The organism is Halorubrum sp. ASP1 (genome assembly GCF_005435135.1).
In the GTDB taxonomy this organism is placed as follows: domain Archaea; phylum Halobacteriota; class Halobacteria; order Halobacteriales; family Haloferacaceae; genus Halorubrum; species Halorubrum tropicale.
In genome coordinates this window covers 259,709-285,507 of sequence record NZ_SGUA01000003.1, presented here as the reverse complement: position 1 = coordinate 285,507, position 25,799 = coordinate 259,709, and the positions used below count along the sequence as shown (strand labels likewise).

The 25,799-nt window shown below is 69.2% G+C and carries 28 protein-coding genes; 9 read left to right on the top strand and 19 right to left on the bottom strand.

Annotation, left to right across the window (positions count from 1 at the left end; all coding sequences use genetic code 11):
- Positions 1-29 precede the first annotated feature (29 nt).
- Positions 30-272 (bottom strand): DUF8029 family protein, encoded by a 243-nt coding sequence (locus EXE48_RS06410; protein ID WP_137705187.1) that lies wholly within the window; start codon positions 270-272, stop codon positions 30-32.
- Between the two features lie 423 nt (positions 273-695).
- Here EXE48_RS06410 and EXE48_RS06405 point away from each other — a divergent pair, with 423 nt between their 5' ends.
- Together EXE48_RS06405 and EXE48_RS06400 are read left to right on the top strand one after the other, a co-directional pair.
- Positions 696-3,851: an adenosylcobalamin-dependent ribonucleoside-diphosphate reductase gene (locus tag EXE48_RS06405; protein ID WP_121600066.1), complete on the top strand. Its 3,156-nt coding sequence runs from the start codon at positions 696-698 to the stop codon at positions 3,849-3,851.
- Between the two features lie 27 nt (positions 3,852-3,878).
- Positions 3,879-4,277 (top strand): DUF7718 family protein, encoded by a 399-nt coding sequence (locus tag EXE48_RS06400; protein ID WP_137705189.1) that lies wholly within the window; start codon positions 3,879-3,881, stop codon positions 4,275-4,277.
- Between the two features lie 256 nt (positions 4,278-4,533).
- Here EXE48_RS06400 and EXE48_RS06395 read toward each other — a convergent pair whose 3' ends face one another.
- The 3 genes from EXE48_RS06395 to EXE48_RS06385 form a co-directional block, all read right to left on the bottom strand.
- The gene (locus EXE48_RS06395) at positions 4,534-4,977 is read right to left on the bottom strand and encodes a hypothetical protein (protein WP_053770547.1); all 444 of its coding nucleotides are present in this window, start codon (positions 4,975-4,977) and stop codon (positions 4,534-4,536) included.
- A gap of 86 nt (positions 4,978-5,063) precedes the next feature.
- On the bottom strand, positions 5,064-6,041 hold the full coding sequence (locus EXE48_RS06390) for an aldo/keto reductase (protein WP_137711009.1): 978 nt from the start codon (positions 6,039-6,041) through the stop codon (positions 5,064-5,066).
- An 89-nt stretch (positions 6,042-6,130) separates the two neighbouring features.
- Positions 6,131-6,325: a hypothetical protein gene (locus tag EXE48_RS06385; protein ID WP_053770545.1), complete on the bottom strand. Its 195-nt coding sequence runs from the start codon at positions 6,323-6,325 to the stop codon at positions 6,131-6,133.
- A 124-nt stretch (positions 6,326-6,449) separates the two neighbouring features.
- Here EXE48_RS06385 and EXE48_RS06380 point away from each other — a divergent pair, with 124 nt between their 5' ends.
- On the top strand, positions 6,450-8,126 hold the full coding sequence (locus EXE48_RS06380) for a cryptochrome/photolyase family protein (RefSeq protein WP_137711008.1): 1,677 nt from the start codon (positions 6,450-6,452) through the stop codon (positions 8,124-8,126).
- A gap of 40 nt (positions 8,127-8,166) precedes the next feature.
- Here EXE48_RS06380 and EXE48_RS06375 read toward each other — a convergent pair whose 3' ends face one another.
- Together EXE48_RS06375 and EXE48_RS06370 are read right to left on the bottom strand one after the other, a co-directional pair.
- The gene (locus EXE48_RS06375; RefSeq protein WP_053770543.1) at positions 8,167-8,412 is read right to left on the bottom strand and encodes a DUF8151 family protein; all 246 of its coding nucleotides are present in this window, start codon (positions 8,410-8,412) and stop codon (positions 8,167-8,169) included.
- Positions 8,413-8,487: 75 nt separating this feature from the next.
- Positions 8,488-8,667, bottom strand: coding sequence for a DUF7470 family protein (locus EXE48_RS06370; protein ID WP_053770542.1), 180 nt, complete (start codon positions 8,665-8,667; stop codon positions 8,488-8,490).
- 98 nt (positions 8,668-8,765) lie between these two features.
- On the opposite strand from EXE48_RS06370, the gene eif1A reads away from it, so the two are divergent.
- Both eif1A and EXE48_RS06360 read left to right on the top strand, forming a co-directional pair.
- A complete protein-coding gene (gene eif1A / locus EXE48_RS06365; RefSeq protein ID WP_004597376.1) occupies positions 8,766-9,056 on the top strand; it encodes a translation initiation factor eIF-1A in 291 nt (96 codons plus the stop codon).
- Positions 9,057-9,439: 383 nt separating this feature from the next.
- Positions 9,440-10,339, top strand: a complete 900-nt coding sequence (locus tag EXE48_RS06360) for an ATP-grasp domain-containing protein (RefSeq protein WP_137707294.1) — start codon at positions 9,440-9,442, stop codon at positions 10,337-10,339.
- A 37-nt stretch (positions 10,340-10,376) separates the two neighbouring features.
- On the opposite strand, the gene EXE48_RS06355 is transcribed toward EXE48_RS06360, so the two are convergent.
- Entirely contained in the window at positions 10,377-10,757 is a 381-nt protein-coding gene (locus EXE48_RS06355) for an Hsp20/alpha crystallin family protein (RefSeq protein WP_053770540.1), read from the bottom strand.
- A 217-nt stretch (positions 10,758-10,974) separates the two neighbouring features.
- Here EXE48_RS06355 and gap point away from each other — a divergent pair, with 217 nt between their 5' ends.
- Positions 10,975-12,027, top strand: coding sequence for a type I glyceraldehyde-3-phosphate dehydrogenase (gene gap / locus EXE48_RS06350; protein ID WP_137711007.1), 1,053 nt, complete (start codon positions 10,975-10,977; stop codon positions 12,025-12,027).
- 92 nt (positions 12,028-12,119) lie between these two features.
- Positions 12,120-13,340: a phosphoglycerate kinase gene (locus EXE48_RS06345; RefSeq protein ID WP_137711006.1), complete on the top strand. Its 1,221-nt coding sequence runs from the start codon at positions 12,120-12,122 to the stop codon at positions 13,338-13,340.
- Between the two features lie 28 nt (positions 13,341-13,368).
- On the opposite strand, the gene lrp is transcribed toward EXE48_RS06345, so the two are convergent.
- On the bottom strand, positions 13,369-13,827 hold the full coding sequence (gene lrp / locus EXE48_RS06340; protein ID WP_004597351.1) for an HTH-type transcriptional regulator Lrp: 459 nt from the start codon (positions 13,825-13,827) through the stop codon (positions 13,369-13,371).
- Positions 13,828-13,953: 126 nt separating this feature from the next.
- Between lrp and glnA the strand changes: the two genes are divergently transcribed.
- Positions 13,954-15,324, top strand: a complete 1,371-nt coding sequence (gene glnA / locus EXE48_RS06335; protein ID WP_137711005.1) for a type I glutamate--ammonia ligase — start codon at positions 13,954-13,956, stop codon at positions 15,322-15,324.
- A gap of 138 nt (positions 15,325-15,462) precedes the next feature.
- On the opposite strand, the gene EXE48_RS06330 is transcribed toward glnA, so the two are convergent.
- The 3 genes from EXE48_RS06330 to EXE48_RS06320 all read right to left on the bottom strand — a co-directional run bounded on the left by EXE48_RS06330 (position 15,463) and on the right by EXE48_RS06320 (position 19,005).
- The gene (locus EXE48_RS06330; RefSeq protein ID WP_137711004.1) at positions 15,463-16,437 is read right to left on the bottom strand and encodes a phosphatase PAP2 family protein; all 975 of its coding nucleotides are present in this window, start codon (positions 16,435-16,437) and stop codon (positions 15,463-15,465) included.
- A gap of 45 nt (positions 16,438-16,482) precedes the next feature.
- Positions 16,483-17,796, bottom strand: a complete 1,314-nt coding sequence (locus tag EXE48_RS06325) for a YihY/virulence factor BrkB family protein (RefSeq protein ID WP_137711003.1) — start codon at positions 17,794-17,796, stop codon at positions 16,483-16,485.
- A 78-nt stretch (positions 17,797-17,874) separates the two neighbouring features.
- Positions 17,875-19,005, bottom strand: coding sequence for a tRNA (guanine(26)-N(2))-dimethyltransferase (locus tag EXE48_RS06320; RefSeq protein ID WP_137711002.1), 1,131 nt, complete (start codon positions 19,003-19,005; stop codon positions 17,875-17,877).
- Positions 19,006-19,196: 191 nt separating this feature from the next.
- On the opposite strand from EXE48_RS06320, the gene EXE48_RS06315 reads away from it, so the two are divergent.
- Entirely contained in the window at positions 19,197-20,072 is an 876-nt protein-coding gene (locus tag EXE48_RS06315; RefSeq protein WP_137711001.1) for a DUF445 family protein, read from the top strand.
- 105 nt (positions 20,073-20,177) lie between these two features.
- On the opposite strand, the gene EXE48_RS06310 is transcribed toward EXE48_RS06315, so the two are convergent.
- From EXE48_RS06310 to EXE48_RS06275, 8 genes are all read right to left on the bottom strand, one after another.
- The gene (locus tag EXE48_RS06310) at positions 20,178-20,885 is read right to left on the bottom strand and encodes a universal stress protein (RefSeq protein WP_053770532.1); all 708 of its coding nucleotides are present in this window, start codon (positions 20,883-20,885) and stop codon (positions 20,178-20,180) included.
- Between the two features lie 110 nt (positions 20,886-20,995).
- Entirely contained in the window at positions 20,996-22,477 is a 1,482-nt protein-coding gene (gene secY / locus EXE48_RS06305; protein ID WP_053770531.1) for a preprotein translocase subunit SecY, read from the bottom strand.
- Position 22,478: 1 nt separating this feature from the next.
- A complete protein-coding gene (locus EXE48_RS06300; RefSeq protein WP_121600043.1) occupies positions 22,479-22,976 on the bottom strand; it encodes an uL15m family ribosomal protein in 498 nt (165 codons plus the stop codon).
- Positions 22,973-23,437, bottom strand: a complete 465-nt coding sequence (locus EXE48_RS06295; RefSeq protein WP_053770529.1) for a 50S ribosomal protein L30 — start codon at positions 23,435-23,437, stop codon at positions 22,973-22,975. Before EXE48_RS06295 ends, EXE48_RS06300 begins: the two co-directional genes overlap by 4 nt.
- On the bottom strand, positions 23,437-24,084 hold the full coding sequence (locus EXE48_RS06290) for a 30S ribosomal protein S5 (RefSeq protein ID WP_121563055.1): 648 nt from the start codon (positions 24,082-24,084) through the stop codon (positions 23,437-23,439). The genes EXE48_RS06295 and EXE48_RS06290 overlap by 1 nt, the downstream gene beginning before the upstream one ends.
- Positions 24,077-24,634, bottom strand: coding sequence for a 50S ribosomal protein L18 (locus EXE48_RS06285; RefSeq protein ID WP_121563056.1), 558 nt, complete (start codon positions 24,632-24,634; stop codon positions 24,077-24,079). The genes EXE48_RS06290 and EXE48_RS06285 overlap by 8 nt, the downstream gene beginning before the upstream one ends.
- Positions 24,634-25,095, bottom strand: coding sequence for a 50S ribosomal protein L19e (locus EXE48_RS06280; protein ID WP_053770527.1), 462 nt, complete (start codon positions 25,093-25,095; stop codon positions 24,634-24,636). Before EXE48_RS06280 ends, EXE48_RS06285 begins: the two co-directional genes overlap by 1 nt.
- Complete coding sequence (locus tag EXE48_RS06275) at positions 25,088-25,798, bottom strand: 50S ribosomal protein L32e (protein ID WP_137711000.1); 711 nt, start codon at positions 25,796-25,798, stop codon at positions 25,088-25,090. Before EXE48_RS06275 ends, EXE48_RS06280 begins: the two co-directional genes overlap by 8 nt.
- Position 25,799 lies beyond the last annotated feature (1 nt).

Genomic DNA, 25,799 nt, shown 5'->3' with positions numbered 1-25,799 from the left:
GTTGGCGGGGCGGCTCCCCCGTCGATTCGTTATACGACGCCCAGCGTCGACAGCAGGTAGAACGCGGCCACGACGACGATACCGATCGTGACGAGCCGCCACGCGAGCTTCAGCACGAACTTGCCGACGACGATGATCAGCGCGACGGCGACCAGAGCGACCAGCAGCTGGCCGATCTGACTGCCGAGCAGCGCGGCCTGTGCCGGCGCGACGAGTCCCGCGAACGCGAACGACGGTGCGGTCATGTCCGGGGTCACGGCGAGGCCGGGCATAAGCTTGTGGGACGAGGGCGGACCCAGTTGTCGATCGTTGATATATCGGCGGCGAGAACTGCGTCGAGCCCGCCGCGCGCTCCGCCCGAGGACGGACACAGAGAGACGAGCGGCCGTCGTTACCGGGGAAATCGCCGGCCGACAACCCCCCTTTTGTTCCGGTGGGAGGCCGCTTCCGTCGCACGGTTTGGTCGTTCGACGACCAGTTTCACTCCGGTCTACCCATGCTTATGTGTACGGAGTCCGTCCCTTACCGACGTACCGTAGTCAGCGTCAGACGCGCCGGACCGACGTTACATACCGAATCGGACATGTAGATGCCGGGCAGGTCCGAACATCCGAACCTACAAGGGCCCGCCTCGCCAGTACACCAACACTACAGATGACCCATATCCCACGCCAAGCCAGCGGGGTGGCCGCCGAATGAGCAGCGACGGCGTCACCGCGGACGGAGTCGAGCTACCGATCAAACGCACCACGGGCGACACCATGGAGGAGCGGCTCACGGGCAACGCCTACCACAACATCCTGCCCGCGCGCTACCTCCGGAAGAACGCGGACGGCGAGCCGGCGGAGGACCAGGAGGAGCTGTTCGACCGCGTCGCGCGCAACGTCGCGCTCGCGGAGGCCGTCTTCGAGGCCGAGAAGCAGGGCGTCGAGGTCACCGTCACGCCCGACCAGCTGAAGCCCGACCACCCGCGACGCGACGAGCTCGCCGAGGAGGTCTTCGGCGCGGGCACGACCGCGGCGGACGACGCGGAGACGACGCTCACCGCCCACAACGTCAACAAGTTCGCGTACGAGACGGTCGTCCCCGAGCTGCCCGAGAGCGTGCGCGACCACGTCGAGGCGACGGCGGAGACGTTCCGGCAGGGGATGGAGTCGCTCTCGTTCATGCCGAACTCCCCCACCCTGATGAACGCGGGCGACGAGCTCCAGCAGCTCTCCGCCTGCTTCGTCGACTCGCCCGGCGACGACATCACCGACATCCACCAGACCGCCAAGGAGGCGGCCGAGGTGTTCCAGTCCGGCGGCGGCATGGGGTACGCGTTCTGGCAGCTCCGCCCGTACGGCGACTCGGTCGGCTCCACCGGCGGCATCGCGTCCGGTCCGATCACGTTCATGCGGACGTTCGACCAGATGTGCGAGACCATCGCGCAGGGCGGCGCGCGCCGCGGCGCCCAGATGGGCGTCATGCGGGTCTCGCACCCCGACGTCATCCAGTTCATCCACGCGAAGAACAAGGACGTCTCCCTGGCCCACTCGCTGCGCCTGAACGACCCCGACGACTTCACGCACAACTCCTTCGCGGACGCCCTGGAGGAGGCCCGCGACCTCATCGACGAGGACGGGAAGGTGCCCGAGCACCTCCGGAACGCCGTCGAGGGACACCTCTCGAACTTCAACATCAGCGTCGGCGTCACGGACGACTTCATGGAGGCGCTGGAGAACGACGAGGAGTTCACCTTCACCAACCCGCGCACGGAGGAGCCCCACGTCGCGACGCCGGAGACGAAGGAGCTGTACGACATGTTCGGCCTCGGCGAGCACGTCGAGGTCGGCGAGGAGCTCTCCGTCCCGGCGGCCGAGATCTGGGACCACATGATCGAGGGCGCCCACGAGAACGGGGAGCCGGGCGTCGTCTACCTCGAGCGGATCAACAAGGAGCACTCCTTCGACGTCGAGGAGCATCCGGAACACCGGATCCTCGCGACGAACCCCTGCGGCGAGCAGCCCCTCGAGGAGTACGAGGCCTGTAACCTCGGCCACATCAACCTCTCGACGCTCGCCGACCTCGACGCGCCGGACTGGCGCGTCTGGTCCGACGAGCACGCCGACGAGTACGACTCCGAGGCGGCCGCCGTCGAGGCGTTCCTAGACGAGGCGATCGACTTCGAGGCGTTCGACGAGCGGATCGCGTACGGCACCCGCTTCCTCGAGAACGTCGTCACGATGTCCGACTTCCCCGTCCCGGAGATCGAACAGAAGGTCCGGGACATGCGGAAGATCGGGCTGGGGATCATGGGGCTCGCGCAGCTGTACGTCCAGCTCGGCGTCCGCTACGGCTCCGAGTCGGGCAACGAGATCGCCCGCCAGCTGATGACCCACATCAACCACGAGTCGAAGCTCGCCTCCCACGAGCTCGCCGAGGAGCGCGGGACGTTCAACGACTGGGCGGACTCGAAGTACGCGAACCCGACCGAACACCGCGACTGGTTCGAGCACTACACCGGGCTCGACGCCGACGAGTGGGCGGACGGCTTCCCGATCCGCAACCACAACACGACGACGATCGCCCCGACGGGCACGACGTCGATGATCGGCAACACGACCGGCGGCTGCGAGCCCATCTACAACGTCGCCTACTACAAGAACGTCTCCGACGACGTCCAGGGCGACGAGATGCTCGTCGAGTTCGACGACTACTTCCTGCGCACCCTGGAGGCCAACGACGTCGACGTCGACGCGGTCAAACAGGAGGCCCAAGAGCAGATGGCCGAGAACGCGTTCGACGGCGTCGAGGGGTTAGAGACGGTGCCGGACGCGATCGGCGAGCTGTTCGTCGTCACCGGCGACCTCTCCGCGAAGGACCACGCCGGCGTCCAGGTCGCCTGTCAGAAGGGCGTCGACTCCGCCATCTCGAAGACGGTGAACGCGCCGAACGACTCCACGCTCGACGACGCCAAGGAGGTCTTCGAGTACATCTACGAGAACGGCGGGAAGGGCGTCACCTACTACCGCGACGGCACCCGCTCGAAGCAGGTGCTCACGACCCGCGCGCAGAACACCGAGTTCGCCGACGAGACCGAGGCCGCCGAGACCATCGTCGAGCAGATCAACGACGTGTTCGGCGGCGTCGAGGCGTTCCTCGACAACGAGGACGTCCGCGCGGCGATCGACGCCGAGGTCGCGGACCTCCTCGAAGCGACGGAGCAGCCCCGGATCGACTACAGCGAGCGCAGCCCGCGCCCCGACTCCCTGAACGGCGTCACGCAGCGCGTCGAGACGGGCTACGGCAAGCTGTACGTCACCATCAACGAGGACGAGAACGGGCTGCCGTTCGAGCTGTTCGCGAACATCGGCCACTCCGGCGGCTACACCAACTCCTTCACGGAGGCGCTGGCGAAGGTCATCTCGACGGCGCTGCGCTCCGGCGTCGACCCCGAAGAGATCGTCGACGAGCTTCAGGGCACCCGGAGCCCGAAGGTCGCCTGGGACAAAGGCGAGCAGATCCAGTCGATCCCGGACGCCATCGGCACCGCACTGCGGCGCTACCTCGACGACGACGTCGACAAGGGAATCCCCCAGCAACAGAGCCTCGACGACGTCGAGGAGGCCGCCTCCGGCGCGGGTCGTCCGAGCCAGACCGACGGCGGCGCGGTCGACGCCGGCACGGCGACCGACGCTCCGAGCGGGCCCGGGCCGGCGGCGGACGACGACGACGCGGGCGCGGACGACTCGACGCAGGAGCTCATCGCGGCGGGCGAGTCGCCCGAGTGCCCCGAGTGCGGCGGCATGAATCTTTACTACTCCGAGGGCTGCAAGACGTGCGAGTCGTGCGGCTGGTCGGAGTGTTAAGCTAACACACCTCTTCTCTCGTGTTTTATGACGAATAGTTCGACGCCCGAACACCGGCACGCTCATCCAGACGCCGATTACTCGGTTCCGGTAAAGTACGGACGCTCCCGAGTCAACGTGGAGATAGGTATTACTGACGGGAGCGTCGACTGGTTTCTCGTTCAACTGGAAGAGAACATCGGGGAACAGTACGGAGAGCGTGACTGGCGACAGGTCGCTCGGTTCGACCACCACCCTGATTCAGCGTGGGGGCACGACGTCGAGTCGGAACGTCTCCACCTTGACCTATATCGAGGCGGCAAGAAAGTTGACGTTCAGCGCGGGTTCCCGGCAGTAACGGCGGAGAACGCGCCAGCGTACTGTGAGCGATTCCTCACAGAACGTGCTGACGACCTTCTCGAAAGATACGGTCCGCAAAACGGCTAATACCTACCGCTCTTCTTCTGGGACCGATTCCAAGTCGTCGAGTTCTGGAATCGGTTTGTCGTCCGCGGAGAACGTATCCACTGGTTCATCCGTTTTTTCGGATAAAACTGCCTCCGCGGATTTTGTTTCGTGTGTAGGCATGTTTTCGTACGCTGGAATTGTTTCCCTTAGACAAATAGCTTGTTACTGATTTTCGTGGAGCTCGATCTAAACACTGTATCGTACTGAGTGGAATAAAAGAGGCGACGGCTCGCGTTTAGTCGTCTTCGAGCGCCTGCGCGATGCGCTGGAGCTGGCGGGTCGCGTCGCGGACCTCGTCGCGGAGCTGGCGCACCTCGCGGACGAGCTCCTCGTTGCCGCCGTCGTCGCCGCGGGGGCCCTGCTCGCCCTGCGCGCCGGGGCCGCCGCCCATGCCGGGCGGGCCGCCCGCGCCGCCGGGACCGCCGCCGCCCATCATGCCGGACATCATCTGCGCGAAGGGGTTCCCGCCGCCGCCACCGCCCATCCCCGGCGGGCCGCCGCCGCCCATCATCTCCTCGGGGTCGGGGCGGTCGCCCTCCTCCCGCTCCTGCTCGCGTCGCTCGCGGATCTCCTCGACGCGCTCGCGGAAGGACTTCTCCTCGCCGTCGTCGCCGTCGGCGGCGTCGCCCTGTTCGCCGGCCTCGCCGTTCTCGGGGTCGGTGGCGTCGTCGTCTGCCATGCGCCACGGTTCGGCGGCGCCGCCGAAAAGGGTTGCCGTGGCGTCCGCGACGGTGCGTTTATAACCCGGGGCGGCCGGTCGGCCCCTCACTCGTGGCCGGAGACGCGGACCGGCTCGTACGGCGCTTCGAGCCAGTCGAGGTCGGAGTCGGAGAGGTCGACGTCGAGCGCCTCGACCGCGTCTTCGAGGTGTTCGACGCTGGTCGTTCCGACGATGGGCGTGTCGACCCACTCCTTGTGGAACAGCCACGCCAGGGCGATCTGCGCCATCTTCACGCCCTTCTCGGCCGCGAGCTCCTCGACGCGCTCGTTGACCTCGCGGCCGCCGCCCTCGCGGTACGGGTGCGCGTAGAGGTGCTCTTCGGTCTCGCCGCGGAGGGTGGCGTCCACCTCCTCGTGGGGGCGCGCCAGGTAGCCGCGCGCGAGCGGGCTCCACGGCATCACGCCGACGCTCTCCTTCTCGCAGAGCGGGAGCATCTCGCGTTCCTCCTCCCGGTACGCGAGGTTGTAGTGGTTCTGCATCGTGGCGAACCGCTCGTACCCCTCGCGCTCGCTGACGCGGAGCGACTCCGCGAACTGGTGGGCCCACATCGAGGAGGCCCCGACGTACCGCACGTCGCCGCGCCGCACCGCGTCGTCGAGCGCGGCCAGCGTCTCCTCGATCGGGGTGTCGTCGTCCCAGCGATGGATCTGATAGAGGTCGATCGTGTCGGTGTCGAGCCGGTCGAGGGAGTTCGACAGCTCCTGTTCGATCGCCTTCCGCGAGAGCCCGCCCGAGTTCGGGTTCGACTCGTCCATCTGGAAGTACCCCTTCGTCGCCACGACGAACTCGTCGCGGTCGTGGCCGTCGAGCGCCTCGCCGAGGACGCGCTCGCTCGCGCCGTTCGAGTACATGTTGGCGGTGTCGAAGAAGTTCACGCCGAGCTCGATCGCGCGTTCGACCAGCTCTTTCCCGTCTTCCTCGTCGAGGACCCACTCGCGCCAGTCGGGGTCGCCGAAGCTCATACAGCCGAGACAGATCTTCGAGACGGTCGCCCCCGTGTTCCCGAGCGTCGTGTATTCCATGCCTCGATCAGTGCGAGGCGCGGCAAAAAGCTACGCGCGGCGGCGGAGGGGGCCGGGAACCGATCGGATCGCCGGCGGGCGTCGGCGCGTCAGTTACGGAACGACGCGGTGTACACGAGGAACGCGCCGGTGAGGATGACGAAGGCGAGGAACGTCACGAGCGCGAGCACGTTCGCGATCGGCGAGAGGGGGTCGAGGAACGACTGGCCGGTCGAGTCGAGTACCAGGACGGCGAGGAGGGCGGCGATCAGACCGAGCAGCCAGTTCGTGAGGATCTCGTCCATGAACCGCCCGACACGCGGGGGCGACAAAAAGCCGCGGATGCCGCGACGGTGCGGGACGCTCGGCGATCGGGGAAATCCGCGGCGCCGCCGGAGCTATGTCGGTGGCGCCCGTGGATCGGGTACCGTGAGCGACCGGACGACCTGCTGGCTGCTCGGCGACCAGCTCAACCCCGACCTCGACGTCCTCGACGCCGCCGACGACGTGCTGCTGATCGAGGCACACGGCTTCGCCGACCGGAAGCCGTACCACGCCCACAAGCTGACGCTCGTGTTCTCGGCGATGCGGCACTTCCGCGACGAGCTCCGCGAGCGCGGCCACGACGTGACCTACGTGCGGGCCGAGTCGTTCGGCGAGGGGCTCGACGAGTTCTTCGCGGAGCGGGACGCGAACGGAGGAGACGGCCCGCGCCTGCGGCTCATGCGCCCCGCGAGCCACGGCGCCGGCGAGCGGCTCCGCGGGCTGGTCGCCGAGCGCGGCGGGACCCTCGACCTCGTCGACAACGAGCTGTTCTGGACGACGCCGGCCGACTGGCGCGAGTGGGCGGGCGACGGCGACGGACCGCTCGTCGGCGACGACGGCGCCGCCGAGCGCACCTTCCGGCAGGAGAACTGGTACCGGCACGTCCGCCGCGAGACGGGGGTGTTGATGGACGACAGCGACCCGGTCGGCGGGGAGTGGAACTACGACGACCTGAACCAGGAGACGCCGCCCGACGGCTGGGAGCCGCCGGCGCGACCGGCGTTCGAGCCGGACGGGCTGACCCGCGAGACCCACGCGTGGGTGTGCGAGCGGTTCGACACGTGGGGGAACGACTCGCTCGACGAGTTCGCGTGGCCGGTGACGCGCGACGGGGCGCGCGAGGCGCTCGACCGCTTCGTCAGCGACGGGCTCCCCGCGTTCGGTCGGTATCAGGACGCTATGGTCGGCGGCGAGCCGTTCTGCTCGCACTCGCTGCTCTCGCCGGCGATCAACCTCGGCCTGCTCGACCCGCGCGAGCCGGTCCGGGCGGTCGAGCGCGCCTACGCGGAGCGCGGCGTCGACCCGGGCGGGTACGACCCGACGGAGCACGGCGCGTCGGGCGGGGCGACGGCGTCGCTCGACGACTTCGGCGACGGCGCGGAGTCGGCGGAGCCAACGGAGCCGGCGCCCGTCCCGCTCAACGCCGCGGAGGGGTTCGTCAGGCAGGTGATCGGCTGGCGAGAGTTCGTGCGTCACGTCTACCGCGAGGCGATGCCGGAACTGGCCGACGCGAATCAGTTGGGACAGGACCGGGACCTCCCGCCCGCCTACTGGGACGGCGACACCGACATGCGGTGTCTCTCCGAGGCGGTCGACCACGTCCGCGAGTACGGCTACGCCCACCACATCGAGCGCCTGATGGTGCTGTCGAACTTCGCGCTGGTGTACGGCGCCGACCCGGCCGAACTGAACGAGTGGTTCCACCTCGGGTTCGTCGACGCGTACCACTGGGTGACGACGCCGAACGTCGTCGCGATGGGGTCGTTCGGCACGGACGTGCTCTCCTCGAAGCCGTACGCCTCCTCCGGGAGCTACGTCAACCGCATGAGCGACCACTGCGCGGACTGCCCGTACGCCGTCTCGCGGACCACCGGCGAGGGCGCCTGCCCGTTCAACGCGCTCTACTGGGACTTCCTGAAGGAGAACGAGGATGCGCTGCGCGGCACCGGGCGGATGGGGCTGATGTACTCGCACGTCGACGGCAAGGACGACGCCGAGTGGGAGTCGATCCGCGAGCGCGCGGCCCGGGTGCGCGAGCTGGCGGCCGACGGAGAGCTGTGAGCGTTCGGGGAGCGTGCGGGACCGAGGGGAGAAGTAGGTCCTACTCGCCGCTCGCGAGCCGGCGCAGCCGCGGGAGCGCCTGCTCGTAGCCGAGGCCGACGAGTCCGACGTACAGCGCGATCAGTCCCATGCCGACGGCCCACGCGCCGAGCACGAGGTCGCCGCCAGAGACAGCGGAGAGCCCGAACCGTTCGAGCACGACGCCGACCGCGGCGGCCGCGCCGGCGCCGACGGTGACGGCGAGGAGTTCGACGAGTTCGACCGCGACGGCGGGTACTTCGACCATACCGGAGGGGAACGGTCGGTGATTATGACTCTTTCGAGACGCCGGGATTCCGCGCTCGGGGCGACCGCGGCGGCGTCACTTCAGTCCGAACGACCGCATGGCGGTGTCGACGAGCCCCTTCGCGATCAGCGCGAGGCCGGCGAGCAGCACCATCACGGCGCCGGCGATGACCGGGTCGCGGACGGCGATGATCCCGACGGCGGCGACGACGACGACGAGGCCGGCGATGCCTTCGAGTCCGAGCGTGTCACGCATATCGTCGGGTGGTCGTCAGTCGTGCTTAAAAGGGGCGGATGCGCGCTCCGGCGGAGAGCGGCCCTTTTATTTCGACGAGCGCGTATCACCGCGTACGCATGAGCAACGGAGACGGCGGCGGTCGGAACGACCTCCGGATGCCCGACGACGACGAGGTGTTCGCGGAGGTCGTCGAGATGCTCGGCGCGAACCGGGTCAAGGTGCGCTGCGCGGACGGGAAACAGCGAACCGCCCGCATCCCCGGTCGCATGCAGAAGCGCGTGTGGATCCGCGAAGACGACATCGTCCTCGTCGAGCCGTGGGACTGGCAGGACGAGAAGGCCGACATCTCGTGGCGCTACGAGAAGAGCGAGGCGGAACAGCTCCGCGAGGAAGGCCACTTACAGTGAGTCGTCGAGGGTGAGTTGGCGATTGAATCCTTCGGGTGTCGGACCATTTATAAATAAATAACTGGCCGCGGATCGGCGGCGAACAACGCCGAAGCCCCAGCCGGGAGGCGGCCGTACGCTCGCTGCGCTCCTCGGTCGCTCACTTCGTTCGCTCCCTGTGGTGCTTACGTCGCCTACGGCCGCCTCCCGGCTGCCCCTTCGAGTCCCGCCCCGCACAGCACCGCACCTCACGCCTCCCCAGCCTCGTCGCTTCCTCCGGTCGCGACTCCCTCGCGCGTGCTCCTCGCGCCCGAGGGGCGCTCGGAGGCACGCGCCACCGCGAAATGTTGTCGCCGTCGTCGCGCTCGCACCGCGCTTAAGTCCGAACGGACCCCAGCGAGCGTATGCTCCGGCTCGCGATGACCACCGACGCGGAGACGTTCGAGCGCGTGCGCGGGCCGCTCGCGGACCGCGGCATCGACGTGGGCCACGTTCAGGCGAAAGAGCGGACGCTGCGGGTCTCGGAGGGCGAGGCCGGCGAGGGAGTCCCGGCCGACCCCGACGAGTTCGAGGGGTTCGACGTGGGACTCGTCTACCCCACCCGCCTGATGGAGGGCGCGGTCGTCGACGAGCGCCTCGGCGTCCCGTGGGTGAACGGCCGGGACGCGGTGGTGACCTCGCGGAACAAGGCGGGCGTGCTGGCCGCGCTGTCGGCCGCGGGGCTGCCCACGCCGAAGACGACGCTCGTGTCGAACCCCGTCGACGAGTCGGCCGTCGTCGACGCCGCCGCGGAGTTCTCCTATCCCGTCGTCGTGAAGCCGAACTCCGCGACCCGGGGCGTCGGCGTCGCGACCGCGACCGACCTCGACTCCCTGCTCGGCGTCGTCGACTACCTGAACCTGATCCACGACTACCGCGCCACCGGCGACAAGTCGTTCCTGATCCAAGAGTACCTCCCCGACGCGCGCGACTACCGCGCGATGGTCGTCGACGGCGCGTACGCCGGGGCGGTCGAGCGCGTCCTCGACGACGACGCGCTCGCGGCCGGCCGGTGGAAGCACAACGTCCACCGCGGCGCGACCGCCCGCGGCGTCGACCTCGACCCCGAGGCGCGCGACCTCGCCGAGCGCGCGGCCGCGGCGCTCGGGATCGACTACCTCGGCGTCGACCTGCTCGCGACGGGCGACCGGCTCGTGGTCAACGAGACGAACGCGCGGCCGACCGTCGACGCCGCGACGAAGTACGAGGACGGCTTCTACGACCGGTTCGCGGCGCTGATCCGACGGACCGCCGAGGACGGGTGAAGAGCGGGGGCGCCGGGCGATCGGGGGCCCGACCGACTCAGGCCAGGTCGATCGACGCGCTGTCGTCGTCGCGGTCGAACGAGACCTCGAGGACGCCGTTGTTGAACGTCGCGTCCGCGGAGTGCTCGTCGACGGGGGCGGGGAGCTCGACCGTCTCGTCGTACTCGCGCCGGTCGGAGACCGCGGAGATGGTGAGCGCCTCGCCGTCGCAGCGCAGCGAGAGGTCGTCCTTCGAGACGGCTGGGAGGTCGGCGACGAGACGCACCGACTCCTCGGTGGTGTACGCGTCGACGTGGGTGTCGGAGCCGAACCCGGCGTCGTCAGCCGACGGGGCGTCCGCGTTGGCCATCTCGTTCATCATCCGCTCGATCTCCTCGAAGAAGTCTCCGAACGGATCGTCGCGGTCGTCTCTGTCCATACCTTCCGTGAAGTCGGTGACCCCGATAAGCCTTCTGTCGGTCGCCGTATCGGCCCCTATCCGCCTCGCGCCGGGGGTCGACGGCCGACGTCGGGCGACGGCGCTCGGTCGACCGCGCCGGCGATAGGCGATACCGGGCGTAACAAATTCTAACGATTATGACGGTCTCGGCGCGACTGGGCCGGATTTAAGTAGTTGCGTCTCGGCTTTTTCGAACATGAGTAAATCGTATCTGTCTGCCGGTGACGACGTGAGCGACGACGAGGTCGTGCGGGTGGGGCTCAACGGCTTCGGTCGCATCGGGCGCAACGTGTTCCGCGCGGTGGTGGAACACCCGCGGATCGAGCTCGTCGGGATCAACGACGTGATGGACTTCGACGACATGGGGTACCTCGCGAAGTACGACACCGTCATGGGCCGGCTCGACGGCGTCGAGCGCGACGGCGACGAGCTGACCGTCGGCGGCACGTCGGTCCCGCTGTTCAACGTCCAGGACCCCGCGGACCTCCCCTGGGACGAGCTCGACGTCGATGTCGCCTTAGAGTGTACGGGGGTCTTCCGTACCCGCGACGACGCGAGCGCGCACCTCGACGGCGGCGCGGACACCGTGATCATCTCGGCGCCCCCGAAGGGCGAGAAGCCGGTCAAACAGCTCGTCTACGGCGTCAACCACGACGAGTACGACGGCGACGACGTGATCTCGAACGCCTCCTGTACCACGAACTCCATCACGCCGGTCGCGAAGGTGCTCGACGCGGAGTTCGGCATCGACGCCGGCACCCTCACCACCGTCCACGCCTACACCGGCTCCCAGAGCCTCATCGACGGCCCGATGAGCAAGCGGCGCCGCGGGCGCGCCGCCGCGGAGAACATCGTCCCAACGTCGACGGGCGCCGCGGGCGCCGCCCAGAAGGTCCTCCCGCAGTTGGAGGGGAAGATCGACGGGATGGCGATGCGCGTCCCGGTCCCGACCGGCTCGATCACCGAGTTCGTCGTCAGCCTCGACGAGACGGTCACCGAAGAGGAGGTCAACGCCGCCTTCCGCGACGCCGCGGACTCCGGCCCGCTCGCGGGCGTCCTCGGCTACACCGACGAGGAGGTCGTCTCCTCCGACATCGTCGGCCTCCCCTTCTCCAGCTACGTCGACCTCCAGTCGACGAACGTCGTCGCCGGCGGCAAGCTGCTGAAGATCCTCACCTGGTACGACAACGAGTACGGCTTCTCGAACCGGATGCTCGACATGGCCGCGTACGTCCACGACGAGGCGTAAGCGCGGCCTCCCGCCCGGCCCCGAACCGCTTCCCGACGGCACCGCGCCCCGGAGCGCCACCGCTTAAGTGACCCATCGACGACCGTTCATCCATGCCCACCTTCGACACCATCGACGACCTCCCGGCAGACAGTCGCGTCCTCGTCCGACTGGACCTCAACTCCCCCATCGAGGACGGCGAGCCGCAGGACAACCGCCGGTTCGAGCGCCACGCCGAGACCGTCCGCGAGCTGGCCGACGCCGGCCACCGCGTCGTCCTCATGGCCCACCAGGGGCGGCCCGGCCGCGACGACTTCACGTCGCTCGCCGGTCACGCCGACATCCTCGCCGACCACGTCGGCCGCGACGTGGCGTTCGTGGCCGACACGTACGGCGAGGCGGCGCTGGACGCCATCGACGCGCTCGGCCCGGGCGAGGTCCTCTTACTGGAGAACACCCGGATGTGCGACGACGAGCTCCCGGAGGCGTCGCCCGAGGAGAAGGCCGAGACGGAGTTCGTTGAGACCCTTGCTCCGCGCTTCGACGCGTACGTCAACGACGCCTACTCGGCGGCGCATCGGAAACACGCCTCGCTGGTCGGCTTCCCGCTCGCCCTCCCCGCGTACGCGGGCCGCGTGATGGAGACCGAGTACGAGGCTAACACCGCCATCGCGACCCGTGAGTTCGACGGCCCGGTCACGATGGTCGTCGGGGGGACGAAGGCGACGGACGTGATCGGCGTGATGGACGCCTTGGACGACCGCGTCGACCGCTTCCTCCTCGGCGGCGTCGCCGGCGAGCTCTTCTTACGCGCCGCGGGGCACCCCGTCGGGCGCGACGTGGGAGAGATGGACCTGTTCGACGAGCAGTGGGAGGGGAACCGCGAGCTGATCGAGTCGGTCCTCGACGAGCGCGGCGACGCGGTTCGGCTGGCGAGCGACCTCGCGTACGAGGGGGCCGACGGCGACCGCGCCGAGGTCGCCGTCGACGACATCGAGGAGAAGCGGGAGGCGTTCCTCGACGTGGGCGCCGCGACGGTCGCCGACTACGAGCCGGCGATCCGCGAGTCCGACGCCGTCTTCGTGAAGGGCGCGCTCGGCGTCTTCGAGGACGAGCGGTTCGCCGACGGCACCGTCGGCGTCCTCGAGGCCATCGCCGAGACTGACTGCTTCTCGGTCGTCGGCGGCGGCGACACCTCGCGGGCCATCGAGATGTACGGCCTGAGCGAGGACGACTTCTCGCACGTCTCCATCGCGGGCGGCGCGTACATCCGCGCGCTGACGGGCGAGCCGCTCCCGGCGGTGGAGGTCCTGGAGGCGGCGGCGGACCGGTAGGCGGGAATCGGTCCGGAGACGGGGCGAATTACTCCTCGACGTCCAGGTCGAACTGCTCGTTTTCCGTGACCGCGTTGAGGACGACGCTCGTGTTCGACTCGCGGATGTCCGCGTCCGTGAGGATCGACTTGATCTGGTCGTTCATGCCGTCCGTGTCGGTGAACTTCCCGATGGCGATCACGTCGTAGTCGCCGGTGACCTCGTAGACGCTCACCATCTGCTTCTCCTGGCGCAGCTTCTCGGTGACGTCCGGCAGCGCGCTCCCCTCGACTTTGAGCTGGAGCACCGCGGTCACGTCGTAGCCGAGCTTGTCGTAGTCGACGACGGGCGTGTACCCGCGGATCACGCCTTCCTCTTCGAGGTCGCGGAGGTGGTTCGAGACGGTCGTCACGGACACGTCGAGCTCGTCGCCCAGGCTCCGGAGGCTCGCGCGGCCGTTGCTGAGCAGCGAGTTGATGAGCTTCGCGTCGAGGTTTTCGTACGTCATCACACCCAACCACGCTTCCGGGGGTTTAGAATTTTACGAACGTCCAGCAGTTTTGCCTGTCCGGCGGTTCATGCGCCAAGCGATAAGGCCTTTATACTGGCAGATAACGAATCAAACGTCCAGAACATGACGGACGAACAAGCGAAACCGGACGGCGGCCTCACGGCCGAGGAACAGGCTGTACTCGACGAGATCGAAGAGAAGAACGTCGACTTTCTGCGGCTACAGTTCACCGACATCCTCGGCGTCGTGAAGAACGTCTCCGTGCCCGCCCACCAGGCGGAGAAGGCGTTCACCGAAGGCATCTACTTCGACGGCTCCTCCATCGAGGGGTTCGTGCGTATCCAGGAGTCGGACATGCGGCTCGTCCCCGACCCCGACACGTTCGCGGTGCTCCCGTGGCGCAGCGACGGCGACGGCGACAGCGGCGCCGCGCGGCTCATCTGTGACATCGTCGGCACCGACGGGGAGCCGTTCGCCGGCGGTCCGCGGCAGGTGCTGAAAAGCGTCCTCGCCGAGGCCGAGGAGATGGGCTACTCCGTCTCGATCGGTCCGGAGCCGGAGTTCTTCCTGTTCGAGAAGGACGAGGACGGCAACGCGACCACGATCCCGCACGACAACGGCGGTTACTTCGACCTCGCCCCGAAGGACCTCGCGTCCGACGTGCGCAAGGAGATCATCTTCACGCTAGAGGAGATGGGCTTCGAGATCGAGGCCTCGCACCACGAGGTCGCCGAGGGCCAACACGAGATCAACTTCAAGTACGACGACGCGCTCTCGACCGCGGACAACATCGCGACGTTCCGCGCCGTCGTCCGCGCCGTCGCCGAGCAGCACGACCTCCACGCGACGTTCATGCCCAAGCCCATCGCCGACATCAACGGCTCGGGCATGCACAGCCACATCTCGCTGTTCGACGAGGACGGCAACGCGTTCGCCGACGACGACGACGAGTTCAACCTGAGCGAGACCGCGTACCAGTTCATGGGCGGCATCCTGAACCACGCGCCCGCGTTCACGGCCGTGACGAACCCGACCGTGAACTCCTACAAGCGGCTGGTGCCCGGCTACGAGGCGCCGATCTACGTCGCCTGGTCCGACACGAACCGCTCGGCGCTCGTCCGCGTCCCCGACGCCGCGGGCGTCTCCGCGCGCTTCGAGGTCCGCAGCCCCGACCCGTCCTGTAACCCCTACCTCGGGATGGCGTCGCTCATCGCCGCCGGCCTCGACGGGATCAAGACCGGCGCCGACCCCGGCGACCCGGTCCGCGAGGACATCTACGAGTTCGACGACGAGAAGCGCCAGGAGTACGGCATCGAGACGCTGCCGCCGAACCTCGGCGCCGCCGTCGAGGAGCTGGAGGCCGACGAGGTGCTCCAAGAGGCGCTCGGCCCCCACACCTCCGAGAAGTTCGCCGAGGCGAAGTCCCAGGAGTTCAGCGAGTACCTCACCCAGGTGTCGCAGTGGGAGGAGGACCGCTACCTGGAGACCTTCTGAGGCGACGGCGCGGCCGCTCGGCGCACGGCACTCGTTCGACTCGCCTTCGATTTTTTTACGGTTCGCCGTCACGCTCCCAGACAGACCTCGGTACGTCCGGCTGGGCCGCTACGGCGCGTAGATGAACGTCGAGACCGCTCAGGCCGTCCGGCGCGCGTATCGGGGCAGCGCCGGTAGCGCGACGACGGCGACCACGGCGGCGGTGGTCGCGACCAGCGTCACGGGGAGGGTCCCCGCGAGCGCGTCGGCGCCGACCCAGAGCCCGCCCGTGACCGCCAGCGCCGGGACCGCGACCCGGACCGGGACCGCGGGCTCGTCGCCCTCGACGAGCCGCCAGCCGACCGCGCCGCCGGCGCCGGTGGCGATCCCGACCCCCGCCTCGACGACCTTGCCGGTGTACCCGCCGGCGACGGCGACGGCCAGCGCGCCGGCCGAGACGACCGCCGCGAGGAGGAACGCCGGCGCGGGGTTCAGGTCAGCGGTGGGGCCGGCGGCCGTCTCCGCGCTCGCCGAGCGGCGGACCCGCGGGTCGCCGGCCAGCCACAGCGCGACGGCGACCGTCCCCGCGCCGACGGCGAGCCCGGCGAGCACGTCGACGAGGAAGTGTACCTCGATGACCACCCGCGAGGCCGCGACGGCGACCGCGACCGCCCCGGCGGCGACGTAGCGGGCGCGGTCCGTCCAGAGCCGGTCGTACAGCAGCGCCAGCGCGAGGTACGCGGCCGCGCCGCCGGTGGCGTGGCCGCTCGGGAATCCGAACCCGTCGGAGAGCACCTGCGCCTCGTACCACCCGGTCAGCAGCGCGGGGAGCCACGTCGGCACGTCGGCGGGCGGCATCGCGCCGGGCGGCCGGGGGACAGCGAACCACGCCTTGCCGAGCGCCGTCGCGGCGTACGCGCAGGTGACGGCCGCGATGGCGGTCGCGCCGGCGCGGCGCGGCGACCCCGCGACCCCCTCGCTCGCGAACCAGTAGCCGACCGCGAGCAGCGCGAAGAGGAACCACGGGTCCGCCAGGTGGGTGACGGCCGCGAAGAGGACGACGACGAACTCGGGGAGGGCGTCGACGACCGCGATCTCGCCGAGCCCGCGGTCGGGGGCGACGATCCCCGTCACGGGTCGGTCACTCCGGGAGGCGTCGCCGGCGCGGCGGTCGCCGCGTCAGTCATCCCCGCGGCGGCGGGCGTAGTCGAGCGCCTTGCCGGGCGTCTCGATCAGGTTGAGGCCGATGCCGACGACGACGAATATCGTGTACAGCCCGAGCGTCGACAGCCCGAGGACGACGATGGCGCCGACCGCGTAGATCCCCTGTAGCGATGTCAGCGCCGCGAGCGTCAGCACCGTCCCGTACAGCAGCACGAGGTACGGCCCCCAGCCGCGGGCGTGACCGCGCCGCATCCGCGAGCGGACGTACCGCTTCAGCTCCGACTCGACCTCCGGTTTGTCGACCGTGCGGCGTTCCACGTCGTCCTCGAACTCGTCGAGCTGCGACCGCAGCTCGCGGACCTCCGCTTCGAGGGCGGCGACGTCCGGCGCGCCGCGCGGCCGTTCGCCGTCGTCCCCGTCGGGGTCCGACTCGCCGTTCATACCCGTGGGTCGGTCGCGGTCCTGTTGTAACTGCCGGTCCGCGGCGTCGTTCGGGAGGCCGGCGGGCCCGACCTCGCGCTCGTACGGGCGGCCGTCGCCGCCGTCGCCGCGGTCTGCGAGCACGACGTTGACCACGCCGCCGAGGACGACGACGACCGCCGCGAGGTACAGCCAGGTGACGAGGAGGAGGATCCCGCCGATGACGCCGTACGCCTGATACTGCGCGGCGCCCGCGGCATACACCTGGAACCCGGCCTGAAGCAGCGTCCAGCCGACGGCCGCGAACGCCGCGCCCGGCAGCGCCTCGCGGACGCCGACCGCCGGCTGCGGGAGGAGGTAGTACATCGGGAGGAACACGACCGCGAGGAGGACGGGCAACGCGAGGACGCTCGCGACCTCGACCAGCGGGAGCGCGTTCGCGGCCGCGACGAACGCGCCGACGGCGACCATCGCGCCGAGGCCGAGGCCGACGCCGACGACGACCGAGGCGGCGTCGGCGACCTGTTTGAGGAACCCGGGCGTCTGGTCGCCGCCGTACAGCGAGACGAACGCCGTGTCGAGCCCGCGGAACACCTTCAGCGTCGACCAGAGCAGCACGCCGACGCCGAGCAGGCTCGCGCCGGTCCGGCCGCCGGCCGAGGAGACCGCGAGGACGACCGCCTCCTCCCCGGCCGGCGTGAGGAAGTCACCGGTCGCCGCGACCAGCTGCGCGGCGATGGTCTCGCCGAAGACCGCGGTGGCGACGACGACGAGCAGCAGGAGCGCGGGGACGAGCGAGACGAACGCGTAGTAGGCGATGGCCGCGGCGAGGAACGTCACCTGGCGGTCGATCGCGAGGTCGGCGACGCGCCGGACCGTGCCGAACGCGCTGCGCGAGTGTCGGGACACGCCCGGCAGTTCGACCGAGGGCGACAAAAACCAGCGGGTGCCGGCCGCGCGACGGGGTCCCCGCCGAGGCCGGCGTCGTCAGTCCGCGTCCTCGCCGAGGACCGCCTCGCGCATTTCGGGGATCGAGGCCGTGCTCTTGACCGCCGTCCCGCGGTAGTGCGCGCGGCTCGCCTCGTGGCCGGCCCCGCGCAGGCGCTCGACGAACTCGTCCATCCCGATGGCGGGCTCGCCCCACTGCTTGTACAGCCGGTGCTGGTCGTAGTGCGTGGGGGTGTCGAGCTCGCGCGCGACGGTGCCCAGGAGCTTACGCGCGCGTTTCGCCTCGCCCATGTCGTCGGTCACCTCGCGGCGGACGGCGCGCGCGAAGTCGGGGTCGGCGACCGGCCCGAGCCAGATGGGGCCGGCCGTGAGGACGCGGTCGCCCCCGCACTCCGGACAGGCGTCGACCGGGTCGGCGACGTGCCCCGGCGTCGCCGCGCGCCAGAGGCAGTCCTCGCAGTGGTCGACGTACCCGACGCCATCGAGGCAGTCGTCCGCCGCGCGGGCGCCCGACTCCAGTTCGAGGTAGGTCCGCGCGTAGTGCCGGGAGACGTGCGAGAGGATCGGCGTCGCCGCCTTGTCGTAGCGCGCAGCGGTCCGGACGAGCGCCGAGATCAGCGTCCGGAGCCCCATCTCCGGGTGGTAGTCGGTGTTCCGCGGGACCGCGCCGTACTTGCGGATCCCGCTCTGGAGGTGGGCCCCGCACAGCGGCGCGGTGTCGGTGGCGGTGACGCAGACCAGGTTGCGCCCGTTCGCGAACGCCGCGTCCGCGAAGGGGATCGGCGTGCCGTACGGGTCGAGGTCGACGACGTCGAACGGGCCCTCGTCGTACAGCAGGGCGTTGACGTCGCGGTGGACCGCCTCGCCGTCGAGGTCGTTGGCGTCGAGGTTCGCGGCGGCGAGTTCGACCGCCTCCTCGTCGACGTCGGCGCAGGTAACCCGGTACCCCTCGGCGGCCGCGCGGACGCCTCGGATCCCCGAGGCGGCCATCGCGTCGAGGTACGAGGCCGCGCGCGGCTCGCGGTCGCGGTAGGCGCGCAGCGTCGCGACCGTCACGTCGCGGTTCAGCTCCTGGGTCGGGTTGAAGAAGACGCCGCCGCCGGTGCCCTCGCTGGCGCCGTCGCGCGCCTCCGGGACGGAGACGGTGAGTCCGCCCTCTTCGATGTCCATACCGTCGATTCGGCCAGCCCGGGCTAAAAGGACCCCGCTCCGGGACCGGCGGGCCGCCGAAGCGCCGAACGGCGCTCGGGGACGGAGACAATGAGTGGCTTTTACGCCGTCGGCGCGGAAGGTAAACGTATGAACGGAGACGCCGCACGGGGACGGCCCGCCGCAATCGACGACGGAACGGAGGGGCGAGGATGGTAAGTCCGGCGCGAGTGGACGCGATAACCGACATCGCGTACGGCGCCCTGATCGTCGTGTCGATCGTGTTGATCGCGACGACGCAGATGAACAACGTCGCGATCGCGTTCGGGATCGGGGTGTTCGCCTCCTACGTGATCCACGTGGTCTGGAAGATGGCGCGGTTCGACCCGGACTGGATGACCCGCGAGGTGGCGGACCAAGTCGGCAAGAAGGTCGAGGAGAGCGTCGGCGAGACCGTCGACAAGGAGGTCGAGAAGACCGTCGGTGAGACCGTCGAGAAGACCGTCGGCGAAACGGTCAACAAGGAGGTCGAGAAGACCGTCGGCGAAACGGTGAGCAAGGAAGTCGAGAAGACCGTCGAGGAGACCGTCGGCGAGAAGGTCGAGGAGACGGTGAGCAAGGAGGTCGAGAAGAGCGTCGGGGAAACCGTCGAGAAGACCGTCGGCGAGACCGTCAACAAGGAGGTCAGCGAGGTCGCCGACGACGTGAGCGACACCGTCAGCGAGGAGGTCACGGGCAAAGTCGAGGAGACCGTCGGCGAGACGGTTGAGAAGACCGTCGAGGAGAAGGTCGGCGAGGCCGTCGAGGAGAAAGTCGGCGAGACCGTCGAGGAGAAAGTCGGCGAGACCGTCGAGGAGAAAGTCGGCGAGACCGTCGAGGAGAAAGTCGGCGAGACCGTCGAGGAGAAAGTCGGCGAGACGGTGGAGAAGACCGTCGAGGAAACGGTCGGCGAAAAGGTCGAAGAGACGGTAGAGGAGACCGTCGAGGAAACGGTCGAAGAGACGGTGGAGGAGACCGTCGAGAAGACCGTCGGCGAAACGGTCGAAGAGAACGACGACGAGGAATCCGAGCGGCGCGGCGAGTCGTAGCTCCTCTCGGGCGGCGACGTCCGACTTCCGTGTCGGTGGCGTAGCGCGACCCGGTTCCCCGTCGGCCGCGTATCAGAGCGACTGACGCGACGGCGTCGGCGGGCGTCAGTAGTCGCGGTCGACGACGATCACCGGGTCGTCGGTCTCGTTCGCGATGCGGTCGGCGAGCGTCCCGAAGACGTGATCGCCGAGGGTGGACTCGGGTTCGTACATCACGACCGCGTCGTAGTCGGCCGCCACGCGGAGGATCTCCTCGTCGTGCTCGTCCCCCTCGACGACCAGCGTGTCGAGCGCCGCGGCGTCGAACCCGTCTTCGATCAGGCGGTCGCGCGTCTCGGAGACGATCTCCTCGCCGCGCTCGCGGGGCTGCTCGCCCTCGACGACGTGGAACAGCGTGATCCGCTGGGTCGAGTCCTCGCTCAACACGCGGATGAACCGCGGGAGCCGTTCGAACTCCGCCACGTCCGGGAGCGGCACGAGGATGCGCCGCACGCCGTCGGTCGGCGCGGGGTCGAGTTCGGCGGCGCACCCCTCGTCGGTCGCGACCTGCTGGATCGCGGCGGCCCGGTCCTTCCCGAACACCAGCCGCGTCCGGACTGACGCCCCCGCGTTGGCGAAGGCGTCGGCGACCTCGTCGAGCGTCGCCCGCGCCGCCTCGCCGAACTGCTCGCGGGCGGAGCTGGCCGGCGTCTGCTCCGGGAGGGCGTAGTGCCCGAGCACCACGACGTCAAGCGACGAGAGGTCCTCGATCAGCAGCGGCGACAGCGGCTCGGGGTCCGGGAGTTCGAGCGGCACGAGGATCGTGTCTGCCATGCGGCACGATTGGTCGGCGGGGACAATAAACGCGGAGATCCCGGGTCGAACGGACGAACCGGCGGCTGGGAGGGGCGGTACTCGACGCGAAAAGGATGTGTCGCGGAGCGCTACTCGTTGCCGAACATCTGGCGCATCATCGGGTGCATCTCCATCAGCTGCTCTTCCGCGATCTCCTCGTACAGCTTGTACGTGATAGAGACCGCCAGCAGCAGCCCGGTTCCGGAGACCTGACCGATGGTGCCGAGCAGGTTCGCCATCACGGCGAGCAGCCCGACGAGGGCGCCGCCGATGACCGTCACCTGCGGGATGTACCGCTCCATGACCTTCTCGACGACCTGCGGGTTCCGACGGAACCCGGGGATCTGCATCCCGGAGTTCTGGATCTGCTTCGCGGTCGCCTCCGGCCCCATGCCGGTGGTCTCGACCCAGAAGATCGCGAAGATGGCGCCGCCGACGATCATGAACGTCAGGTCGACGGCGAGCCGGACCGCGATCATCCACGGCTCCACGGAGGCCGGGATCTCGCCGAGGAACCACATCCACTGTCCGCGGCTCTGGATGGGGTTCAGGTAGTAGAACAGCCCGGAGATGGGCTGTCCGGCGTCGCTGTACTCGCCGAGGAACGCCGGCATCCCCGCCCACTGCGAGGAGAGGATCTGGCCGAGGAACTGGATGTTCGCCTGCAGCGCGCGAACGAGGATCATCGGCAGGACGGACGCGTAGATGAGCTTCACCGGGAAGCGTCCGCGAGCGCCCTTCACGCGGGCGTGCGACAGCGGGATCTCGACGCGGACGGACTCCGCGTACACGACGATCCCGAAGATGAACACCGTGGTGAAGAGTGCCAGAATGTTCCCGGGGTCGAAGAGGAGGTTCTGGAGCCCCTCGGCGGTGAACGGCGACATCGACACCGGCACGTTGCCGAAGATGACGCCGTACCAGCTCGCGAAGAAGCCGGACGCGCCGAGCGCCGAGAAGCTGAAGAAGCCGCCGACGATCTGCTGGCTCACCGACGCGATGATGAACAGCCCGACGCCGGAGCCGACGCCCCACTTGCTCACGATCTCGTCCATGAACAGGATGAGGATGCCGCCGACGAAGATCTGCGCGAAGATCAGCAGCTGCACGCCGAACGTGCCGATGCCGAGCGCGCTCGCGACCGCGTCGTCGGCCGGGAGGAAGCTCCCGGTGAACACCATCGGCGCCGCCGTCAGCGCCGAGACGATGATCACGAGCAGCTTCTGGAGGCCCTGATAGAGGACCTGGTCACGCGGGTCGTTCTCCGTGTCGAGCCCGAGGAGGTTCGCACCGCCCAGCAGCTGGAGGACGATGGACGCCGTGACGATCGGTCCGATACCGACCTGCAACAGCGACCCGGACGATCCGGCCAGCACCGACCGGAACTGCCCGAAGAAGTCCGACCCCTGCCCGACCGCCAACCCGAACGGGTTGATGTTGGTCAGGAAGAAGTAGACGATCAGGATTCCGGCCGTCCACGTGAGCTTCCGCTTGAACGGGACGTGCCCCGCGGGCCGCTCCACGACGGGCATCCGCGAGAGCACCGGTTCGGCGGCCTCCTTCCAGCTCATGTTACGCCTCGTCGTTCTCGTCGTCGGAAGTGTTTTCCGGTTCGTCAGCGGGCTCTTCGGCGCGCTCCGAGAGCGTCGCCTCGCCGCCGGCCTCCTCGATGAGCTCGACCGCACCGGCCGTGAACGCGTCGGCCGTGACGCGGAGCTCGCGCCGGACCTGCCCGCCGCCGAGCACCTTCACGACGTCCGCCTCGTGGCCGTCCTCGACGACGTCGCGCGCGTCGAAGACGTACGCGTCGCCGTCCTCCTCGGCGAGGCCGTCCGCGGCGTACAGCGCCGCGTCCTCGTCGAGCTTCTGGACCTTCACTTCGAGGACCTCCGTCTGGGCGTCCTCGGGCCGCTTGAACCCGTGCTTGCCGAGCGGGCCGTAGTTGTGGTACTCGTGTTTCGCGCGACCGGCCGCGCCGCGGCCGCCGCGGTGCCCGGCGCCGCGCCGGTTCTTGTGCGTGCCGCCGCCGTGCGTGCGAGAGCCGCGCTGTCGTCGTTTCTTGCTCGTCATCGCATCGCCTCCAGGAGACTGTCGATCTCCTCGGTGGTGTGTTTCCCGAGCTCGCCGCCCTCGATCACGGGGTGTTTGATGCCCTCGTGACCGCCGCGGGGCGCGTGGAGCCGGAGCGTCGGCGAGAGGCCCTGCTCGCGCAGGGTCGTCTCCTCGTCGACGAGCGCTTCGGCCAGCGCCTCGAGGTCGGCGTAGTCGGTGTTCGATCCGATCCACTCGTCGTCGACGTCGGCCGAGCCCTCGAGGGGCTCGCCGCGCCGCGCGACGGTCCGCGCGACGGCCTCGGCGCTCGGTTCCCCGAACGCGACGACGTCGTTGACCTTCGTGATCATGCCGCGGTACGAGTCCGTCTCGGGGACGAACGTCGCGTGGTTGACGCGCCCGACGTTCAGCATGTCGAGCGTGTCCTCGACGTCGTAGTCCAGGTTGACGTCGCCGCGGAGCTGAACGATCGCCTGCATCACTCGCTCACCTCGTCGTAGTGGACCTCGCGCGCGTGCTGCGGAGTGCGGGACTGCGCCGCGTTCTCCAAGGCGTTGAACGTCGCCTTCGCGAGGTTCACCGTCGTGCGAGTGTTGCCGTCGGAGTTCGTCCAGGCGTCCTCGACGCCGGCGAGCTCTAAGATGTTGCGGACCGTCTCCGCGGCCGCGAGGCCCAGCCCCTGCGGGGCGGGCTTGATCTCGACGGTGACGGAGCCGGCCTTCCCCTTCGCCGTGCGGGTCAGGGAGTTGGTGCCGCCGGGCTGGTCCTCCCAAGACCCGGAGCCGCGGTCGACCGAGATGATGTTCAGCTTCGCGACGTCGATCGCCTTCTGGATCGCGCCGCCGACCTGGTCGTCGCGGGCCTGCGCGTAGCCGAGGTAGCCGTCGCGGTTGCCCACGGCGACGACGCAGCGGAACTTCACGCGGCGACCGGAGTCGGTCATGCGCTGGACCATGTTGATGTCCAGCACCTCGTCTTCGAGCCCCGGGAGGAGCTGGTCGACAATCTCCGCCTCCTTCAGCGGGAGGCCGGAGTCGAGCGCCTGTTCCATCGACGTGATGTCGCCGTCCTGTACCTTGCGGCCGAGTCGCGTCCGCGGTTCCCAGCCGTCGTTGTGTCTACTCATGGTCCTCCTGGATTGTCGCGAGCACGTCGTCGAAGTGCTCGGGTAGCTCGCTGGCGTCGAACTCGCCGCTGTACAGCGGCTCGTCGAGCTGCTCTGCGTAGTCGGCGATGTGTTCGCCGCGCGTGCGCGACCAGTCGGCCAGCACGTCGTCGTTGTGCGGGATCTCGAGGCCCGCGTCGATCGCTCCTTCCTGTACCGCGAACGTCTTGTTGCCGGGCGTCGCCGTGTTGAGCCCGATGTCGAGGACGGCCTCGTCGAGGCCGGCGTCGACGGCGCGGGCGCCCGCGAGGAAGCCGGTGAGGTACGCGCTGGGGAGGTTGCCCGTGGGGGCGTCCCAGCCGTACTCGCCGAGCTCCTCGCTGGAGGCGGCCGCGTGGGTCTCGTCGCCGTCGGGTCCGGGGGTCACCAGCTGCGCCCTGACGTGAGCGTTGCTCACCCGGGCGACCAGGCGAGGCTTGCCCGATTTCAGCAGGCGCAACCTCTGATGGTAATCCGTCCGGACCTCGCGGCGGCGCCGCATCGGCACCTTGTATCGTGGTCCTGTCGCCATTAGTCCGTCACCTCGTAACCGTACTGCGTCTCGATGAACGCCTCGAGACGGGCGACGTCCTCGAAGTCTCCCCCGCTCGCCTTGTTGTAGAGCGTGCGGTACTCGGAGGCGTCGAGCACGTCTTCCTCGTCGCGAAGCTCCTTCAGGCGGGCCCGCTGTGCGCGGATGCGCGCCTTCCAGTCGTCTTTCGTGTTCTGCCGCGCGCCGGAGCGCCCCTTGCGGGAGCCGGCGCCGGACTGGTGTCCGTACGAGCGCTTGTCGGCGCGCTCGCGGGCGCGACCGCGCGAATTCGTCTTCGCGTCTTTCGCGCGGATCGTTCCCTGGTCGATGAGCTCGCGGACGTCCTCGCGGGTGATCGCGTCCGCGATCTCCTCCTGTGCGTCGGGGTCGAGCCAGACGCGGCCCTTGCCGACGTCGAGCTCGTCCGCTGCGAGCCGTTTCTGCGCCTTCAGATCACTCATCGTTGACCTCCACTTCGACGTAGGTCGGGTTCAGCACGCGGATGCCGCGCTCCTCCGCCTCGTCCTCGATCAGTTCGCGCTTGCGACCGCCGACCTTCGAGGCGATCCGCACCGCCTCCGTGTCGCCGTCGACGCCCTCGAGGTCGTCCGTGTTGTGAACGCGGACCTCCTCGAAGCCGCTCGGGTGCAGGTCGCGCGACGCCTTGGGCGAGCGGAAGCCGGCCTCGACGACCGGCCCCTTCGACTTCATGCGGCGGCGCTGCTTGGAGAGCCCGCCGCGCGGCTTGCGCCACGACGTCGGGATCCGCTTTTTCTTGTGGTAGTCCTGCCGGTTGAACTGCGGTTTCCCCTCGCGGTGCTTCTGCGCGAGCGCGCGAGCGGTCTCGTCGTCCAGTTCCGGCGTCTTGTCGGCGTGGCCGCGGGGGCGAAGCTCCGTCTCGACCGCCTCGGACTCCTCGGCCTCGTCGGCCGCCTCCTCCTCGTCGGTCTCGTCTTCGATCTCCGCGTCCGCCTCCTCGTCGACCTCCAGTCCGCCGACGTCGGCCTTGATACGCGCGGCGAGCGCGTTGCCGACGCCGTCGACCTCGGAGAGCTCCGACTGGGAGGCGGCCTTCACGTCCTCGACCGTCTCGTAGCCGGCCTCGCGAAGCGCGTCCGCCTTCGAGGGACCGACGCCGCTGATGTCTTCCAGTTCGTCTGCCATT

Bases quoted from the DNA above. Each gene is read 5' to 3' on its own strand.
- EXE48_RS06410 (WP_137705187.1), bottom strand. From the start codon at position 272: ATGCCCGGCCTCGCCGTGACCCCGGACATGACCGCACCGTCGTTCGCG.
- EXE48_RS06405 (WP_121600066.1), top strand. From the start codon at position 696: ATGAGCAGCGACGGCGTCACCGCGGACGGAGTCGAGCTACCGATCAAA.
- EXE48_RS06400 (WP_137705189.1), top strand. From the start codon at position 3,879: ATGACGAATAGTTCGACGCCCGAACACCGGCACGCTCATCCAGACGCC.
- EXE48_RS06395 (WP_053770547.1), bottom strand. From the start codon at position 4,977: ATGGCAGACGACGACGCCACCGACCCCGAGAACGGCGAGGCCGGCGAA.
- EXE48_RS06390 (WP_137711009.1), bottom strand. From the start codon at position 6,041: ATGGAATACACGACGCTCGGGAACACGGGGGCGACCGTCTCGAAGATC.
- EXE48_RS06385 (WP_053770545.1), bottom strand. From the start codon at position 6,325: ATGGACGAGATCCTCACGAACTGGCTGCTCGGTCTGATCGCCGCCCTC.
- EXE48_RS06375 (WP_053770543.1), bottom strand. From the start codon at position 8,412: ATGGTCGAAGTACCCGCCGTCGCGGTCGAACTCGTCGAACTCCTCGCC.
- EXE48_RS06370 (WP_053770542.1), bottom strand. From the start codon at position 8,667: ATGCGTGACACGCTCGGACTCGAAGGCATCGCCGGCCTCGTCGTCGTC.
- eif1A (WP_004597376.1), top strand. From the start codon at position 8,766: ATGAGCAACGGAGACGGCGGCGGTCGGAACGACCTCCGGATGCCCGAC.
- EXE48_RS06360 (WP_137707294.1), top strand. From the start codon at position 9,440: ATGCTCCGGCTCGCGATGACCACCGACGCGGAGACGTTCGAGCGCGTG.
- EXE48_RS06355 (WP_053770540.1), bottom strand. From the start codon at position 10,757: ATGGACAGAGACGACCGCGACGATCCGTTCGGAGACTTCTTCGAGGAG.
- gap (WP_137711007.1), top strand. From the start codon at position 10,975: ATGAGTAAATCGTATCTGTCTGCCGGTGACGACGTGAGCGACGACGAG.
- EXE48_RS06345 (WP_137711006.1), top strand. From the start codon at position 12,120: ATGCCCACCTTCGACACCATCGACGACCTCCCGGCAGACAGTCGCGTC.
- lrp (WP_004597351.1), bottom strand. From the start codon at position 13,827: ATGACGTACGAAAACCTCGACGCGAAGCTCATCAACTCGCTGCTCAGC.
- glnA (WP_137711005.1), top strand. From the start codon at position 13,954: ATGACGGACGAACAAGCGAAACCGGACGGCGGCCTCACGGCCGAGGAA.
- EXE48_RS06320 (WP_137711002.1), bottom strand. From the start codon at position 19,005: ATGGACATCGAAGAGGGCGGACTCACCGTCTCCGTCCCGGAGGCGCGC.
- EXE48_RS06315 (WP_137711001.1), top strand. From the start codon at position 19,197: ATGGTAAGTCCGGCGCGAGTGGACGCGATAACCGACATCGCGTACGGC.
- EXE48_RS06310 (WP_053770532.1), bottom strand. From the start codon at position 20,885: ATGGCAGACACGATCCTCGTGCCGCTCGAACTCCCGGACCCCGAGCCG.
- secY (WP_053770531.1), bottom strand. From the start codon at position 22,477: ATGAGCTGGAAGGAGGCCGCCGAACCGGTGCTCTCGCGGATGCCCGTC.
- EXE48_RS06300 (WP_121600043.1), bottom strand. From the start codon at position 22,976: ATGACGAGCAAGAAACGACGACAGCGCGGCTCTCGCACGCACGGCGGC.
- EXE48_RS06295 (WP_053770529.1), bottom strand. From the start codon at position 23,437: ATGCAGGCGATCGTTCAGCTCCGCGGCGACGTCAACCTGGACTACGAC.
- EXE48_RS06290 (WP_121563055.1), bottom strand. From the start codon at position 24,084: ATGAGTAGACACAACGACGGCTGGGAACCGCGGACGCGACTCGGCCGC.
- EXE48_RS06285 (WP_121563056.1), bottom strand. From the start codon at position 24,634: ATGGCGACAGGACCACGATACAAGGTGCCGATGCGGCGCCGCCGCGAG.
- EXE48_RS06280 (WP_053770527.1), bottom strand. From the start codon at position 25,095: ATGAGTGATCTGAAGGCGCAGAAACGGCTCGCAGCGGACGAGCTCGAC.
- EXE48_RS06275 (WP_137711000.1), bottom strand. From the start codon at position 25,798: ATGGCAGACGAACTGGAAGACATCAGCGGCGTCGGTCCCTCGAAGGCG.